Here is a 14,990-nt window from a genome sequence, read left to right as displayed (position 1 = left end):
AATTTAGTTTTTGTTATTCAATACCCATTATTAGTATTGAGACTACTTTTTGTATTCACTTTGTTTTATCTGCACTTTGATCGCTAATTTCATTAATTTTAGATTGATTGATTAACAAAGTAATAATCTTGAGTTGATATTCAATAATTTTCTCATTGTCGTCACTTTCTTCCGCCTTGCTTTTAATATCTTCTAAAAGACTTTGAGCCAGTTTTAATGAATTGTCTCTCTCTAAAAATTGTGAATATTTGCTTGATTGTTCAACAGCAGATTTATACAAGAATAAAAAAGTGGCTCCGATAAAATTACCTATCATTCCAGATACTGCACCTACGACAGAAGGAATGTAATTAGTGGAAGATTGCTGATTATTTTGGGGTTTATTAACGACAATGAACATACTCCAAAGAAGAGAAACTATTATTAAGATAAATCCTGCAATCATAGCTGCCACACTAAAAGTAAAAATAATCTGAATTTGAGACAAATTTACTCGGTAGTAATCTTCTAAACTAATTTTCTTTTCTATGGGTGTAGCAATATTTTTGATATCGAGGTTTATTTTTTTTACCGACATTACAATAATCATAAAGCAAAGGAATAAAAGTGATACCGTAAAAAATATTATATATATACTCCTGCTCAAAATTTTATTTGATTGTAAAGAAGTCAATTCACTTTGAAATAATTGCTTGTCTGTCTGTACTTGTTGAACATTTAAGCTTTGATGTGCTTTACTTTTGTCAGATAGAATAGTTTCTTTATATTCTTCGTTTTTATCATAAAACTTTTGAGGCAATTGACCATTAAAATAATAAGATAATCCTATATCTTCTTCTCTTTCCGCTTTTTTGCCAGTAAATCCTTTCTCTTTTGATTCTAAAAATCTTTCGTTATTAATTCTGATAATGTTAAATCTCCAATTAGCAAACTCATCACCTTTTAAGTGAGTAATTTGTTCTAAATTAGTAAGTATTTGACTATATTGGTTTTTCTTTTCATAATCTTTTGATAAAGACAAACTCCAAACTAAGAAACCTAAACCACCAACAAAAGAAATGCCAGAAAGAAATAAAAACAATGTTGTCAAACTCAAATTTGTTGGCCACTTAGACATAGACATAACTTTTATTCTCCGAAGACTGTTTTTCAATAATTTGTGTATAATGCCACAATACCTCATTATGCTTACAGCATTTCTTATAAAGATGAAGTGTAACCTAATTTGGTATTGACTACTGACCACCGACACCCCAAAAGGAAAACTTAACTTCTTACCTCACCATTAAGACAACTAATATACAGAGGTTCTCACCTCTGTGTGGCACACTTAAATTTTTGCCGATTAAGCTTTTCAACATCGATAATGTACCTCTTGCGAACACGAAACGCTATAATTTCATAATTTTAATCTACTTGGTTACAAAAATCGTCAATAAGGTGAGCTTTTCATAGCTCACCCTAAACTTCATACTAACTCAAAACACCAGAAGGAATCCCTAAAATATCCTCAATCTTAGGTAAATCTTCCAAAGGAATCACCCGGCCTTCATCCTCAAAACCAGCGATTTCATTAAAGTTCAAATAGCGGTATAAATCGCCAGCAAAAGGATTAATTTTCTCGGTGACAATGGCGAGGTACTCTTCGACGGTGGGAATGCGTCCCAGCAGCGCACAAACCGCCGCTAATTCAGCGGAACCGAGATAGACTCGTGCATCTTTTCCCATGCGATTATTGAAGTTACGAGTCGAGGTTGAAAATACCGTCGCTCTGTCTTCAACCCGCGCTTGATTACCCATACAAAGGGAACATCCAGGCATCTCGGTACGCGCCCCAGAAGCGGCAAAAATGCCGTACATTCCCTCATCGCGCAATTGTTTTTCATCCATGCGGGTGGGGGGACAAATCCACAGTTTAGCCTTAGCAACTCCTGCTCCTTCTAATATCTTAGCGGCGGCGCGATAATGACCGATATTAGTCATACAAGAACCGATGAACACCTCATCGATTTTATCCCCGGCGCATTCCGACATTAACTTGATATTATCGGGGTCATTGGGTGCGGCGACAATTGGTTCTTTAATCTCGTTTAAGTTGACGGTGATAATATCCGCATATTCGGCATCCTTATCCGCCTCCATCAGGACAGGATTAGCTAACCATTGTTCCATTTTTGCTACCCGACGTAGGATAGTTTTGGCATCACTATAACCCCGGGCTGCCATATTTTTTAACAGAGCCACATTAGAGCGTAAATATTCCGCCACTGTTTCCGTACTTAACTTAATCGTACAACCAGCACAGGAACGTTCCGCCGTGGCATCGGTTAACTCAAAAGCCTGTTCTAATTTCAAATCCGGCAGCCCTTCCATCTCCATAATACGACCGTTAAAAACATTTTTTTTGTTCTGTTTTTCCACGGTTAATTTGCCTTCTTGCATGGCAACGTAGGGAATAGCATTAACAATATCGCGCAGAGTTACACCTGGTTGTAATTCCCCCGTAAAACGCACTAAAACCGATTCCGGCATATCCAAAGGCATTACTCCCAAAGCGGCGGCAAATGCCACTAAACCCGACCCCGCAGGAAAGGAAATTCCCAGGGGAAAACGAGTATGAGAATCGCCGCCAGTCCCCACCGTATCCGGCAATAACATCCGATTTAACCAGGAGTGAATAATGCCATCTCCCGGACGTAAAGCCACCCCACCCCGGGTAGAGAAAAAGTCCGGTAATTGGTGATGAGTTTGAATATCAACCGGTTTCGGATAGGCTGCCGTGTGACAGAAACTCTGCATGACTAAATCGGCGCTAAAACCTAAACAAGCTAACTCTTTTAACTCGTCTCTGGTCATCGGACCGGTGGTATCCTGAGACCCTACCGTAGTCATAATTGGGTCACAGGAAGTACCCGGCCGCACTCCGGGTAAACCGCAAGCTTTGCCGACCATTTTTTGCGCTAGGGTGTAACCTTTACCCGTGTCATTAGGCATAGTGGGACGGGTAAATAGGGTACTAGCCTCAAGTCCCAAGGCGTGACGGGTTTTATCGGTGAGACTGCGACCGATTAATAGGGGAATACGACCGCCGGCCCGCACTTCATCCAGAATTGTCTCAGGTTTGAGGCTAAAAGTGCTAATAGTTGCGCCCGCTTCGTTGGTGATTTTGCCTTCGTAGGGATAGATTTTAATCACATCCCCCGTGTTCATTTGGCTAACATCGCATTCAAGCGGTAAAGCGCCGGAATCCTCGGCCGTATTAAAGAAGATAGGGGCGATTTTACTGCCTAAAATATAGCCACCAGCACGTTTATTAGGCACAAAGGGAATATCATCGCCAATATGCCAGAGAACCGAGTTAATTGCCGATTTTCGGCTGGAACCAGTCCCGACCACATCCCCCACATAGGCGACCGGATGGCCTAATTTTTTCAATTCGGCAATGGTTTCTAAGGACCCGGGTTGACGGGTTTCTAACATTACCAAAGCATGAAGGGGAATATCAGGCCGGGTGGTGGCATGGGGAGCGGGAGATAGGTCATCTGTATTAGTTTCTCCGGGTACTTTGAAGACGGTGACGGTAATTTCTTTAGCAAGTTTCGGTTTAGCGATAAACCAAGCGCCATTGGCCCAAGCATCGATAACCTGTTTAGCGTAGGGATTGGTGTCGGATAATTCCAAAACCTCGTTAAATGCGTCGAATACCAGCAGGGTTTTACTTAAAGCGCTGGCAGCAGCGGCGGCGATATTAATATCTCTGGATTTCAGCAGTTCAATCAGAGAATGAACGTTATAACCACCTACCATGGTTCCCAGTAAGCTAACCGCACCTTGGGGGGAGATAACGCTAGATTTTATTTCACCTTTGGCAATTCCTGTTAAAAATCCCGCTTTAACGTAGGCCGCTTCATCAACTCCGGGGGGAACACGGTCACGCAGCAGGGTCAGCAATTCTCCCTTGAGTTCTTCGGGCGGATTTTTGAGCATTTCGCATAATTCCGCCGTTTGTTGGGCGTTGAGGGGAAGGGGAGGGATACCTAATTTCCCTCGGTCGGCAACGTGCTGATGATACGCTTCTAACATAGATCTAGTCTCTCCTAGTCTTCACTTGTGACGGTTTCTTCCTAGGTTACTGGATTTTTGCTAGTCTCGGAATTTCTAGGTTAGCGAGACATGACTTTGCTGTATGACTTCCATAAAATGAGAAAATAGCGATCGATTGACTATATTGAGGCTTAGATAATGGCTATCACCGATTCTGATCTAGATTTAGCACAATATATCGACCATTCTCTCCTCATCCCCACCGCCACCAGTGAACAATTAGAGGCTTACTGTCAACAGGCCGAACAATATCGTTTTCCCACCGTCTGCGTTTATCCCGCTGCCGTTAAGCAAGCGGTGCAGTTACTCCACGGCAAAAAAACTTTAGTTTCTACCGTGATTGGTTTTCCCGCAGGGGCCACTACCTCCGCAGTTAAACGTTATGAGGCTTTAGAAGCCGTAGATAATGGTGCCAAGGAGTTAGATGTGGTTATTAATCTCGGTTGGCTAAAAGATGGGAAATCTGAGCAATTATTCCAAGAAATTGCTAGTATTTGTCAGGAAACCAGCCAGACGGTAAAAGCGATTCTGGAAACCTCGCAACTGACGGACACCGAGAAACGTTTAGCGGCGGAGATTTGCATGGATGCAGGAGTCAGTTATCTAAAAACCAGTACCGGCTGGTTTGGAGGTGCAACGGTTAGCGATGTGAAGTTTCTCAAGGAAATTAGCAAAGGCCGGGTAGGAATTAAAGCATCCGGCGGAATTCGCACCCTAGAACAAGCGATCGCTCTTATCCGGGCCGGGGCCACCCGTCTGGGAACTTCCCGCGGTGTCGATTTAGTCCGTCAGCAAAAAGCCGCTTTTGAGGAGTAATACTAAATCCTGTTTAAAAGGTATAGGAAAGTGGAAAAGTGGGGTGTGGGGTGTGGGGTGTGGGGTGTGGGGAGAACAAAGCTGCCTTTTGCCTTTTGCCTTTTGCCTTTTGCCTTTTGCCTTTTGCCTTTTGCCTTTTGCCTTTTGCCTTTTGCCTCCTGAGAGCTAAAATGATGGCTGACATTCAATAAAAATAAGGGGGTTTATTTGCCGATAATTCGCTGTGGTAATCGAGAATTTAGAGATATTCAAGGGATTGTTTTTGATAAGGACGGTACGCTAGAGGATTCGCGAGCTTTCTGGTACGATCGAGCTATAGCTCGGGTACAAGCCATTGAATCGCAAATTCCGGGTTTAGAGTCTTTATTAACTAAAACTTTTGGTATTGGGGCAAATAGTCTCAATCCTGCTGGTTTAATGGCAGTGGGCAGCCGCAGAGATAATCATATCGCCGCTGCCGGTTGTATTGCTTCCACTGGCCTCGATTGGTTAACGGCCATGGCGATCGCAAAAGTAGCCTTTCAAGCGGCCGATGAAAAGGTTCCCCCCCGCTTAAATCCCCTCTATCCCCAATGTTTAGAAGTAATTCGTTATCTGCACGCGGCCGGGTTACAATTAGCGATTCTTTCCTCCGATACCACAGCACGAGTTGAGCAATTTGTCAAGGAAAATGGCCTATTAAATTATATTAAAATTGCCCAGGGCTGCGATCGAGGTTTAAGTAAACCCGATCCCCTATTATTGCAAGAAACCTGTCAAGCTTTGGGGACCGCAGTGGACAAAACCCTGATGGTGGGGGACACTAGGGCCGATTGGGAAATGGCTAAACAGGCAAAATCAGCGGCGGCGATCGCAATTAGTTGGCGACCGGAAACCCATCAAGATTTACAATTAGCTGATGTGGTCATTAGAGAACTTACTGCCATCTCGGTTATCAGTTATGATTTTAGCTGTTAGGAGTCAGGGTTCAGGAGTCAGGAGATAGGAGATAGGAGATAGGAGATAGGAGTCAGGAGTCAGGAGACTATTTTTATTTGTTTTCCCTGCTCCCTTCTCCCCACTCCCCACTTCATAATTCATAATTTATAATTCCCGCTCCCCACACCCTACACCCCACACCCCAATTCATAATTCATAATTCATAATTTCCACTTCCCCCCACTACTCTCTCCCCAATTCATAATTCCCTATATGCTAACAATTGCCTTACCGAAGGGTGCTTTACTAAACGAAAGTATCCAAATATTTCAGAAAATTGGCTTAGATTTTAGTGCCTTTCTTGACTCAAAAAATCGCCAATTACAGATTACCGACCCCACTAACCAAGCGAAAGCGTTATTAGTCAGAGCCACAGATGTCCCCGTTTATGTAGAATACGGTCAGGCACAATTAGGCATCGCCGGTTATGATATTTTATTGGAAAAATCTCCCGATGTGGCTAATTTAATTGACCTAAAATTTGGTTATTGTCGGATGTCGGTAGCTGTCCCTGCTGATAGTCCCTATCAAAGTCCCTTAGATATTCCCCATCACGGTAAAGTCGCCTCAAAATTTGTCAATTGTGCTAAGGATTATTTTCGTCGTTTAGATATTCCGGTCGAGATTATACCTCTCTATGGTTCCGTAGAATTAGGCCCGATTACGGGGATGTCAGAAGCGATAGTTGACCTAGTTTCCACCGGTCGAACTTTACGCGAAAATGGTTTAGTAGAAATTGCCGAATTATTTGCTAGTAGCGCTCGATTAATCGCCCATCCCCTCAGCTATCGACTAAATCGCGATCAGATTTATAACTGGGTAGAAAAGCTCAGTTTAACTAATCAGCACCCCCCTTATTAAGGGGGGATTAAGGGGGGATCAGCACCCCCCTTATTAAGGGGGAATCAAAGGCAAAATATATCTTAATATTTAATTAGAACCATTTACTTATTTACCCCTAAACTAATTGTTTCAATAGTAAACCAATAAGCGCACCAGCCAGAATTAACCAAGTAGAATTAACCTGAAAAAGTAGTAAAAGAATAGCGGAGATAAGAGATAGAAGAATAGCCAATAAATTAAAAGGTAAATTACCGTAGGGTTGTAACCAAGTAGCTAGAGCTAAATTAAAAATTACTGCTACCATTAAAGCCACAGCACTGGCATTAATTGCGTCTAAAAAAGCACCCGCCCAAGCCGATTGTCTCAGCTTAGGAATAAGAGGATTAAGTAATAAAACAAAGATAAAAGAAGGAAAAAAAATCGCTAGAGTTGCCACAATTGCCCCCGATACTCCTAATATTTGATAACCGATAAAAGTGGCTGTAGATAACACCGGACCGGGGGTAAATTGACCCACAGCAATAGCATCTAATAATTGTTGCTGGGTTAACCATCCTTTACCCTGCACTAAATCCCCTTCTAAAAAGGCAACTAACACATAACCACTACCAAATAAAACACTTCCCACCTTGAGGAAAAATAGCCCTAATCCTGTTAATGTCGGTGGGATGTTGCTAGGAGTAGCAACCGCCGTCGCACCGCCTATTCCTGCCACAATCAGGGGAAAAGTAGCGAATTTTTTTAGGATAAACATCCCGATAATTCCGCCCAACAGTAAAGCGATAACTTCATTTAAACCTAAGATTAATAATCCGATAACTCCCAATCCGATGAAGAATAATTGACGGGTTTTTAGTGCCTTTTTGCCTAAGCGCCAGAGGGCCTGAAAAATCACCGCAATTACCACCGGTTTAATCCCCGCAAAAATCGGAGCCACATCCGGTAAAGTCCCATAGGTAGTATAAATCCAAGCCAGAAAACCCGTAATTAACACCGCAGGAGTAATAAAACAAACCCCCGTGATTATTAAACCCGCTAAACCCCCAAAAATATAACCGATATGAATGGCCATTTCCGTGGAATTAGGACCAGGAATCAGATTAGTGGCCCCCACCAAATCGAGAAATCGCTCCTTAGTCATCCAACCGCGACGCTTAACCACTTCTTCCTCCATTAAAGCGATATGGGCAGCCGGACCACCAAAACCGATAATCCCGATTTTGAGAAATAAAAGGGCAAGTTGCGAGAGATTGGGAGGCGATGAAGTCAGCATTTTCTAATTACCAATAGTTTTTCTAGAATCAAGTTTATATCCAAAATAAATTGCAAAAGTGTTTTATACAAACTCAATCATAAATATTTAATGCTCCCGTTCAAGTAAATTTGATACAAAAAAAGTTAAGAAAACTTTATAAATCATATTAATTAATTTGTTTATAATAAACCCCATTAATACCAACTGAAACCCATCACCACCCCCCTTATTAAGGGGATTAAGGGGGGATTAAGGGGGGATTAATTAGAACCCCTTAGTCAACAAACCATAAACAATAATCAATTATCACAATCGACTCTAATCTATACAAAAAAACTCTATGGACAGCTTGCCGCCCAAGACTACCCAGTTTTCAGATACTCAAGAGCCAGCAGCGAGTCCAACTCAGCGCCAAGCAGTGCCGGTCAATTATGAGTACAGCCTCAATCTGCCGGAATTACTCAACCAGCTTGACCTCTCAGTGTTGATTTCCACCTACCAAGCGGGACGAGTGGCCAGCATTGGCACTTATCAAGGACAAATGCGGGTGAGTTTCGCCCATTTTGACCAAGCGATGGGTTTAACCCGAACCGCTACCGGAATTGCTGTGGGCGCTCGTCAGGCAATTTGGCATTTACCCGCTAATCGAGAGATTGCCCCCCAGATTAAACCGGAAGGGGAACAGGATATCGCCTTTTTGGCCCGCTCCTCTCACCTCACCGGCCCGATTATGGGTCATGATTTGGCCTTTGGCAGTAATCGCCTTTGGGTGGTCAATACCCTGTTTAACTGTCTGGCAACCATCGAAGGAAATTGGAGTTTTCTCCCCCAGTGGAAACCGCCTTTTATTACCGAGTTAGTCCCAGGGGACCGATGTCACCTCAATGGCTTGGCTATGGCTGAAAATAGCGGCACTCCCGCCTATGTGACGGCATTGGGGGAAACCAACGAGGAAAGCCTCTGGCGAGAGAATAAAGCTCAAGGGGGATGCTTAATTGATGTGCCGAGGGGAGAGGTGATTCTGCGGGGTTTAGCTATGCCCCATTCTCCCCGCCTTTACCAAGGTAATCTCTATTTCCTCAATTCCGGTTATGGAACCTTGAACCGTTGGCATCCCCAAACTGGTAGCACGGAAATCATCGCCGAATTGCCCGGTTTTACCCGGGGTTTAGACTGTTGGGAAGGTCACGCCTTTGTCGGGTTGTCCCAAGTGCGGGAAACGGCGGTTTTTGGCGGTTTACCCCTGGATGAGCGGCGTAATCAATTGCGGTGCGGGTTGGCTATTGTCAACCTGTCCACCGGTCAACTGGTGGCAACTTTTTGGTTCAATAGCGGCGTGGAGGAGGTTTTCGCTGTCTCCGTGCTGCCGGGCTACCGCAACCCGGCGCTAATTGGACCGGATACCGACCTCGATGGCACTCAATCCGTCTGGATGGTGCCTTCTTTAGGGACTTAATTGTTTACTTTTCACCCTATTATTCAGGAAAAAATCATGTCAACTCCTTTTTTAGTTAAAGATATCTTCCCCGGTTTAGGTAGCTCCTCCCCCGGCAGTCTGACGGCATTATATAGTTTGACCAATAAATGTTAGAACAAAGATGTAGATGTAGGTTGCTCTAATGGGAAGTTTTGTGACGACAAGTAGCATTTCTGATATTTATGGGGAATAATAGATTTAGATGAGTGCCTAACTTTCCAATTGGTAGCGACTTGCCATGAAACAACCAACCGCCAATTATGATGAACCCTGGAAAGAAGCATTAAGCGAGTATTTTGAAGCGTTTTTACATTTCTTCTTTCCCGAAGTTTACCAATTGATTGATTGGACAAAAATTCCCGAATCCCTAGAAAAAGAACTCAAACGGATTACCGCTTCAGCTAAGACAAAAAAACGTTTCGCTGACAAACTCTATAAAGTCTGGTTACTCAGGGGTGAAGAAGTCTGGATTTTGATTCATATTGAAATTCAAAGCCAATACGAAGAAAATTTCCCTCAGAGGATGTATATTTATAACTATCGGGCCTTTGATTTGTATCAGAAACCAGTTATCAGTCTCGCTATATTAGGAGATGAACGAGTAAATTGGCGACCAGATTCCTATAATTATACTATCGCTGGTTGTGAAGTCAGCCTCAAATTCCCAACGGTTAAATTACTGGACTATGAGGAAAACTGGTCAGAACTAGAAGCAAGTAGCAATCCTTTTGCTATAATAGTCATGGCACACCTGAAAACAAAAGCGACTACTGGGAAGCTGCCAGAACGGGAACAGTGGAAGTGGAGGTTAATCAGGGGATTATATGAAAAGGAGTTCGAGAGAGAACAGATAATTAAACTGTTTGAAATCATCGACAATATGATGACTTTATCCCCTGAATTGCAGTCAAGTTTAGAAAGTAAAATCAAACAATTTGAGGAGGAAAGAACCATGCCTTTAATAAGTAATATGGAGTTACGAGGAAGGAAAATTGGTGAGGAAATTGGGGAGTTACGAGGAATAGAACGCGGTAAGGAAATTGGTAAGGAAATTGGAGCGTTAGAAAATGCTCGTGATTTTGTGAAAAAAGTTTTGGAAACCCGACTAGGCGATATCCCTGGAGATATTGGACAATGTCTCAATGATGCTTCAGTTATTTCGGTTTTAGAAGAGATGTTAAAAGCCGCACTTATAGTAAATTCTTTTGAGGAGTGTAGGAAGTCTTTTAGTATCATCATAAATAAGTAGTGTGGGTAATACTTACCTTACTTAGTAAACTGTTTGAAATCATCGACAATATGATGACTTTATCCCCTGAATTACAGTCAAGTTTAGAGAGTAAAATCAAACAATTTGAGGAGGAAAGAACCATGCCTTTAATGAGTAATATGGAATTGCGAGGAATCGAACGCGGTAAAGAAATTGGGGTGCTAGAAAAAAGCCGCGATGCCATAAAAACAGTTTTAACTGTGCGGTTTGGAGAGATTTCTTCAGAAATTGAAGAGATAATCGGCAAAATGACTAACCCTACTATCTTAGAAGAGCTACTAAAATTAGCAGCTACTGCTAATTCTCTCGCAGAATTTAAGCAGTCTTTGGCAAAAATCAATATCTAGAAAACGGGTTTCTTGAAGAAACCCGTTTTCTGGACTTGTGGCCATCGCCTTCTCGCCATGACCCGCTACAATTGTCATTGTGAGGGAGTAATTGAGAGACAATCTTCAGAAACCCGTTTTCTGGACTTATGGCGAATCACCTGAATCAGTGAACAGTTGTTAACCTTTTGGTAACTGATTCAGGTAATTGCATTTGCGTCTCTTGGTTATAATTCACAAACAGGCTATAATGTTAGTAAAACAACGTTAATCTCTAAGGTTTATCAATGACTCAAATATTGATCGAAATTCCCGACGAATTAATATCTCGTTTGCAAGAACAAAAATCCTCGGTTCAAGAGATTGTTATCAAAGCTTTGGAAAATTATGTTCAAGCTGAATTACCAGATATTACTAAGACTCGTACTTGGGAACTTTGTGGAAGTTTAGAAATTGTCCAACCTGAGCCTAAATATATTATCGGACAAGATAATCGGGGTCAAGTTGTAACTAACTACGCTGAAAACATCGATGAAATTATTTATTAAAAATTGTGGACAAAGAAATTATTGTTGATACGTCTGCTTTAATTGCCTTTTTTGTCAAATCTGAAACTCATCACGAAAGCGCTCAAAAATATTACTTAGAAAATCCTCATAATAATTGGATTATTCTCGAATCGGTATTCGATGAAACTGTGACTTGGATTCGGAGCAAGGTATCTAGTCGAGCCTCAATCCAAGTGGGTCAAATACTAAAAGAAGATCATCGTTATATTAATGTGTCAGATAGCGATGATCTGGCAATATGGGAAGCTTTCTGTAAGTACAATGATAAAAAATGGAGTTACACAGATTGTTCTATTTTAGTTATGGCTCATCGTTTACAAATATTTAAGGTATTCGCTTTTGATGATCATATTCGTCAAATGGCAGGATTAGGAATTGTTTGTGTCCCATAAACTAATAAAAATACAATTTATGAACGTCGTTCAGATTGCATATCTTGCAACAACCCACGAAACTGAGAAAATGGTTTTTTTCAAGAAACCATGAGAAAACGCCTATTTAGAAACCCGTTTTCTGTAAATTTTTGTTATATCCCCCTTGAAAAATTGGCGATTCTTTGCACAAAATAGTCGCATTAATCTTTTGCGGTCAATGTCATGACTTCTACCCTTTTGCCGAGCCTTCCTGCTGTTGACGATGTTTTGTGCAATTTTGCTCAATCTGATGGCTTTGTTCAAGCTAATCAGGTGGATAGTGTGAGAAATCAGCGTTTAACCGCTACCGTAGTTTTCCTCGATGCTGGTGTTACCGATTATCAAACCCTACAAGCTGGGGTAATTCCAGAAGTCGCCACCGTTATTCTCTCTCCCAATCAAGACGGAATCGAACAAATATCCACTTTTTTACAACAAAATCCCCAGATTACCACCACCACCTCTATTATTAAATCGGTGCGTTACGCTATCGCGCTTCACCCCTAAGAGTAAGCGGACAACTCAAATGAACCAAACAACAGCCAATTATGATGAACCCTGGAAAGAAGCATTAACCGAGTATTTTGAAGCGTTTTTACATTTCTTTTTTCCCGAAGTTCACCAATTAATTGATTGGACAAAAATTCCCGAATCCCTGGAAAAAGAACTCAAACGGATTACCGCTTCAGCAAAGACAAAAAAACGTTTCGCTGACAAACTCTATAAAGTCTGGTTACTCAGGGGTGAAGAAGTCTGGATTTTGATTCATATTGAAATTCAAAGCCAGTACGAAGAAAATTTCCCTCAGAGGATGTATATTTATAACTATCGGGCCTTTGATTTGTATCAGAAACCAGTTATCAGTCTCGCTATATTAGGGGATGAACGAGTAAATTGGCGACCAGATTCCTATAATTATACTATCGCTGGTTGTGAAGTCAGCCTCAAATTCCCAACGGTTAAATTACTGGACTATGAGGAAAGATGGACAGAACTAGAAACAAGTAGCAATCCCTTTGCTATAATAGTGATGGCACACCTGAAAACAAAAGCGACTACTGGGAAACTGCCAGAACGGGAACAGTGGAAGTGGAGGTTAATCAGGGGATTATATGAAAAGGAGTTCGAGAGGGAACAGATAATTAAACTGTTTGAAATTATCGACAATATGATGACTTTATCCCCTGAATTACAGTCAAGTTTAGAGAGTAAAATCAAACAATTTGAGGAGGAAAGAACCATGCCTTTAGTAAGTAATATGGAGTTACGAGGAATCGAACGCGGTAAAGAAATAGGCAAGGAAATTGGTAAGGAAATTGGTAAGGAAATTGGTAAAGAAATAGGCAAGGAAATTGGGGCGTTAGAAAATGCTCGTAACTATGTTAAAACGGTGCTGAAAACGCGATTGGGTGACATTCCAATAGAAATTGAGCAAGCTGTGGATAAAATTTCTGTATTATCGATTTTAGACGAGTTACTGAAATCGGCATTAACCGTTAATTCTTTTGATGAGTTGCATCAACTTTTAGAACAATAGTCTCAGTAATTTTCTTCTCCAATGAAACAACCAACCGCCAATTATAATGAACCATGGAAAGAAGCATTAACCGAGTATTTTGAAGCATTTTTACATTTCTTCTTTCCCGAAGTTCACCAATTGATTGATTGGACAAAAATTCCTGAATCTCTGGAAAAAGAACTGAAACGGATTACCGCTTCAGCAAAGACAAAAAAACGTTTCGCTGACAAACTCTATTCAGTTATCAGTTACCAGTTATCAGTTATCAGTGACTAATTGGAAGCAAGTAGTAATCCTTTTGCTATAATAGTCATGGCACACCTGAAAACAAAAGCGACTACTGGGAAACTGCCAGAACGGGAACAGTGGAAGTGGAGGTTAATCAGGGGATTATATGAAAAGGAGTTCGAGAGGGAACAGATAATTAAACTGTTTGAAATCATCGACAATATGATGACTTTATCCCCTGAATTACAGTCAAGTTTAGAGAGTAAAATCAAACAATTTGAGGAGGAAAGAACCATGCCTTTAGTAAGTAATATGGAGTTACGAGGAATAGAACGCGGTAAGGAAATTGGCAAGGAAATTGGTAAGGAAATTGGAGCGTTAGAAAATGCTCGTGATTTTGTCAAAACAGTTTTGCAAGCTCGCTTAGGTGAAGTTCCTTTAGATGTGGAACAATACCTGAATAAAGTTTCGGTACTATCTACATTACAAGAGATTGTTAAATTAGCAGCTACCGCTAATTCTCTCGCAGAATTTAAGCAGTCTTTGGCAAAAATCCAATCCTAGAACAACCATAAGAACATCTTAAACCCAATATCTAGAAAACGGGTTTGTTTGAGAGATACCGACCTCGACGGCACTCAATCCGTGTGGATGGTGCCTTCTTTAGGGGCTTAATTGTTTAATTTTCACCCTTTATTCAGGAAAAAATCATGTCAACCCCTTTTTTAGTTAAGGATATCTACCCCGGTTCCTTTGGTCCCTACCCCGGCAATCTAACAGCCCTGGGCAACACCCTGTTCTTCGGTGCCGATAACGGCGTTAACGGTCAGGAATTATGGAAGAGTGACGGCACGGCGGCGGGTACGGTTCTAGTCAAAGATATCCGCCCCGGTTCCTGGGGCTCCTTACTCGTCTATCTAACGGCGGTAGGCAATACCCTGTTCTTCCAGGCCAATGACGGCGTTAACGGTTGGGAATTGTGGAAAAGCGACGGCACGGCGGCCGGTACGGTTCTGGTCAAAGATATTTTTCCCGTTTCCTTTGGTCCCTCCCCCCGCAATCTGACGGCGGTAGGCAATACCCTGTTCTTCCGGGCCAATGACGGCGTTAGCGGTTATGAATTGTGGAAAAGCGACGGCACGGCGGCAGGTACGGTTCTGGTCAAAGATATCCGCCCCGGTTCCACTGGCTC

Annotated in this window: 15 protein-coding genes and 1 pseudogene; 13 read left to right on the top strand and 3 right to left on the bottom strand. The window is 41.8% G+C overall.

The genetic code is table 11. The features are described from left to right. Positions 1 to 55: 55 nt before the first annotated feature. Complete coding sequence (locus IM473_RS14935) at positions 56 to 1,117, bottom strand: TRADD-N-associated membrane domain-containing protein (RefSeq protein ID WP_287660664.1); 1,062 nt, start codon at positions 1,115 to 1,117, stop codon at positions 56 to 58. A gap of 356 nt (positions 1,118 to 1,473) precedes the next feature. Then, the gene (gene acnB / locus IM473_RS14930; protein ID WP_287660665.1) at positions 1,474 to 4,083 is read right to left on the bottom strand and encodes a bifunctional aconitate hydratase 2/2-methylisocitrate dehydratase; all 2,610 of its coding nucleotides are present in this window, start codon (positions 4,081 to 4,083) and stop codon (positions 1,474 to 1,476) included. A 159-nt stretch (positions 4,084 to 4,242) separates the two neighbouring features. On the opposite strand from acnB, the gene deoC reads away from it, so the two are divergent. From deoC to hisG, 3 genes are all read left to right on the top strand, one after another. After that, positions 4,243 to 4,920, top strand: a complete 678-nt coding sequence (gene deoC / locus IM473_RS14925) for a deoxyribose-phosphate aldolase (RefSeq protein WP_287660666.1) — start codon at positions 4,243 to 4,245, stop codon at positions 4,918 to 4,920. Positions 4,921 to 5,127: 207 nt separating this feature from the next. Continuing rightward, positions 5,128 to 5,877 carry an HAD family hydrolase gene (locus IM473_RS14920; RefSeq protein ID WP_287660667.1) on the top strand — a complete coding sequence of 250 codons (750 nt, stop codon included), beginning with the start codon at positions 5,128 to 5,130 and terminating at the stop codon, positions 5,875 to 5,877. Positions 5,878 to 6,111: 234 nt separating this feature from the next. Further along, complete coding sequence (gene hisG / locus IM473_RS14915; protein WP_045357499.1) at positions 6,112 to 6,759, top strand: ATP phosphoribosyltransferase; 648 nt, start codon at positions 6,112 to 6,114, stop codon at positions 6,757 to 6,759. Positions 6,760 to 6,856: 97 nt separating this feature from the next. Here the strand turns inward: hisG and chrA are convergent, their stop codons facing one another. Then, positions 6,857 to 8,014: a chromate efflux transporter gene (gene chrA, locus IM473_RS14910; RefSeq protein WP_287660668.1), complete on the bottom strand. Its 1,158-nt coding sequence runs from the start codon at positions 8,012 to 8,014 to the stop codon at positions 6,857 to 6,859. A gap of 322 nt (positions 8,015 to 8,336) precedes the next feature. On the opposite strand from chrA, the gene IM473_RS14905 reads away from it, so the two are divergent. From IM473_RS14905 to IM473_RS14860, 10 genes and pseudogenes are all read left to right on the top strand, one after another. Beyond that, the gene (locus IM473_RS14905; RefSeq protein WP_287660669.1) at positions 8,337 to 9,452 is read left to right on the top strand and encodes a TIGR03032 family protein; all 1,116 of its coding nucleotides are present in this window, start codon (positions 8,337 to 8,339) and stop codon (positions 9,450 to 9,452) included. A gap of 259 nt (positions 9,453 to 9,711) precedes the next feature. After that, entirely contained in the window at positions 9,712 to 10,722 is a 1,011-nt protein-coding gene (locus tag IM473_RS14900; protein WP_287690512.1) for an RpnC/YadD family protein, read from the top strand. A 26-nt stretch (positions 10,723 to 10,748) separates the two neighbouring features. Continuing rightward, positions 10,749 to 11,090, top strand: a pseudogene (locus IM473_RS14895) (hypothetical protein); the annotation flags it as partial. Positions 11,091 to 11,356: 266 nt separating this feature from the next. Next, positions 11,357 to 11,617, top strand: a complete 261-nt coding sequence (locus tag IM473_RS14890; protein ID WP_002733873.1) for a hypothetical protein — start codon at positions 11,357 to 11,359, stop codon at positions 11,615 to 11,617. 5 nt (positions 11,618 to 11,622) lie between these two features. Beyond that, entirely contained in the window at positions 11,623 to 12,030 is a 408-nt protein-coding gene (locus IM473_RS14885; protein ID WP_287659908.1) for a type II toxin-antitoxin system VapC family toxin, read from the top strand. Between the two features lie 204 nt (positions 12,031 to 12,234). Continuing rightward, positions 12,235 to 12,558 (top strand): DUF4347 domain-containing protein, encoded by a 324-nt coding sequence (locus IM473_RS14880; RefSeq protein WP_287659909.1) that lies wholly within the window; start codon positions 12,235 to 12,237, stop codon positions 12,556 to 12,558. A gap of 19 nt (positions 12,559 to 12,577) precedes the next feature. Then, entirely contained in the window at positions 12,578 to 13,588 is a 1,011-nt protein-coding gene (locus IM473_RS14875) for an RpnC/YadD family protein (RefSeq protein ID WP_287690510.1), read from the top strand. A gap of 21 nt (positions 13,589 to 13,609) precedes the next feature. After that, entirely contained in the window at positions 13,610 to 13,846 is a 237-nt protein-coding gene (locus tag IM473_RS14870) for a hypothetical protein (RefSeq protein WP_287660200.1), read from the top strand. A gap of 36 nt (positions 13,847 to 13,882) precedes the next feature. Then, positions 13,883 to 14,362 (top strand): hypothetical protein, encoded by a 480-nt coding sequence (locus IM473_RS14865; protein ID WP_287660201.1) that lies wholly within the window; start codon positions 13,883 to 13,885, stop codon positions 14,360 to 14,362. A gap of 146 nt (positions 14,363 to 14,508) precedes the next feature. After that, on the top strand, positions 14,509 to 14,990 hold a 482-nt coding region (locus IM473_RS14860; RefSeq protein WP_353845153.1), incomplete at its 3' end, for an ELWxxDGT repeat protein.

Source organism: Microcystis sp. M015S2, from assembly GCF_020245945.1.
In the GTDB taxonomy this organism is placed as follows: domain Bacteria; phylum Cyanobacteriota; class Cyanobacteriia; order Cyanobacteriales; family Microcystaceae; genus Microcystis.
Note: the sequence above shows the minus strand (reverse complement) of the source record. Positions and strands in the feature narration are given on the sequence as shown.

Bases quoted from the DNA above. Each gene is read 5' to 3' on its own strand.
- acnB (WP_287660665.1), bottom strand. From the start codon at position 4,083: ATGTTAGAAGCGTATCATCAGCACGTTGCCGACCGAGGGAAATTAGGT.
- deoC (WP_287660666.1), top strand. From the start codon at position 4,243: ATGGCTATCACCGATTCTGATCTAGATTTAGCACAATATATCGACCAT.
- hisG (WP_045357499.1), top strand. From the start codon at position 6,112: ATGCTAACAATTGCCTTACCGAAGGGTGCTTTACTAAACGAAAGTATC.
- IM473_RS14905 (WP_287660669.1), top strand. From the start codon at position 8,337: ATGGACAGCTTGCCGCCCAAGACTACCCAGTTTTCAGATACTCAAGAG.
- IM473_RS14900 (WP_287690512.1), top strand. From the start codon at position 9,712: ATGAAACAACCAACCGCCAATTATGATGAACCCTGGAAAGAAGCATTA.
- IM473_RS14890 (WP_002733873.1), top strand. From the start codon at position 11,357: ATGACTCAAATATTGATCGAAATTCCCGACGAATTAATATCTCGTTTG.
- IM473_RS14880 (WP_287659909.1), top strand. From the start codon at position 12,235: ATGACTTCTACCCTTTTGCCGAGCCTTCCTGCTGTTGACGATGTTTTG.
- IM473_RS14865 (WP_287660201.1), top strand. From the start codon at position 13,883: ATGGCACACCTGAAAACAAAAGCGACTACTGGGAAACTGCCAGAACGG.
- IM473_RS14870 (WP_287660200.1), top strand. From the start codon at position 13,610: ATGAAACAACCAACCGCCAATTATAATGAACCATGGAAAGAAGCATTA.
- chrA (WP_287660668.1), bottom strand. From the start codon at position 8,014: ATGCTGACTTCATCGCCTCCCAATCTCTCGCAACTTGCCCTTTTATTT.
- IM473_RS14875 (WP_287690510.1), top strand. From the start codon at position 12,578: ATGAACCAAACAACAGCCAATTATGATGAACCCTGGAAAGAAGCATTA.
- IM473_RS14935 (WP_287660664.1), bottom strand. From the start codon at position 1,117: ATGTCTAAGTGGCCAACAAATTTGAGTTTGACAACATTGTTTTTATTT.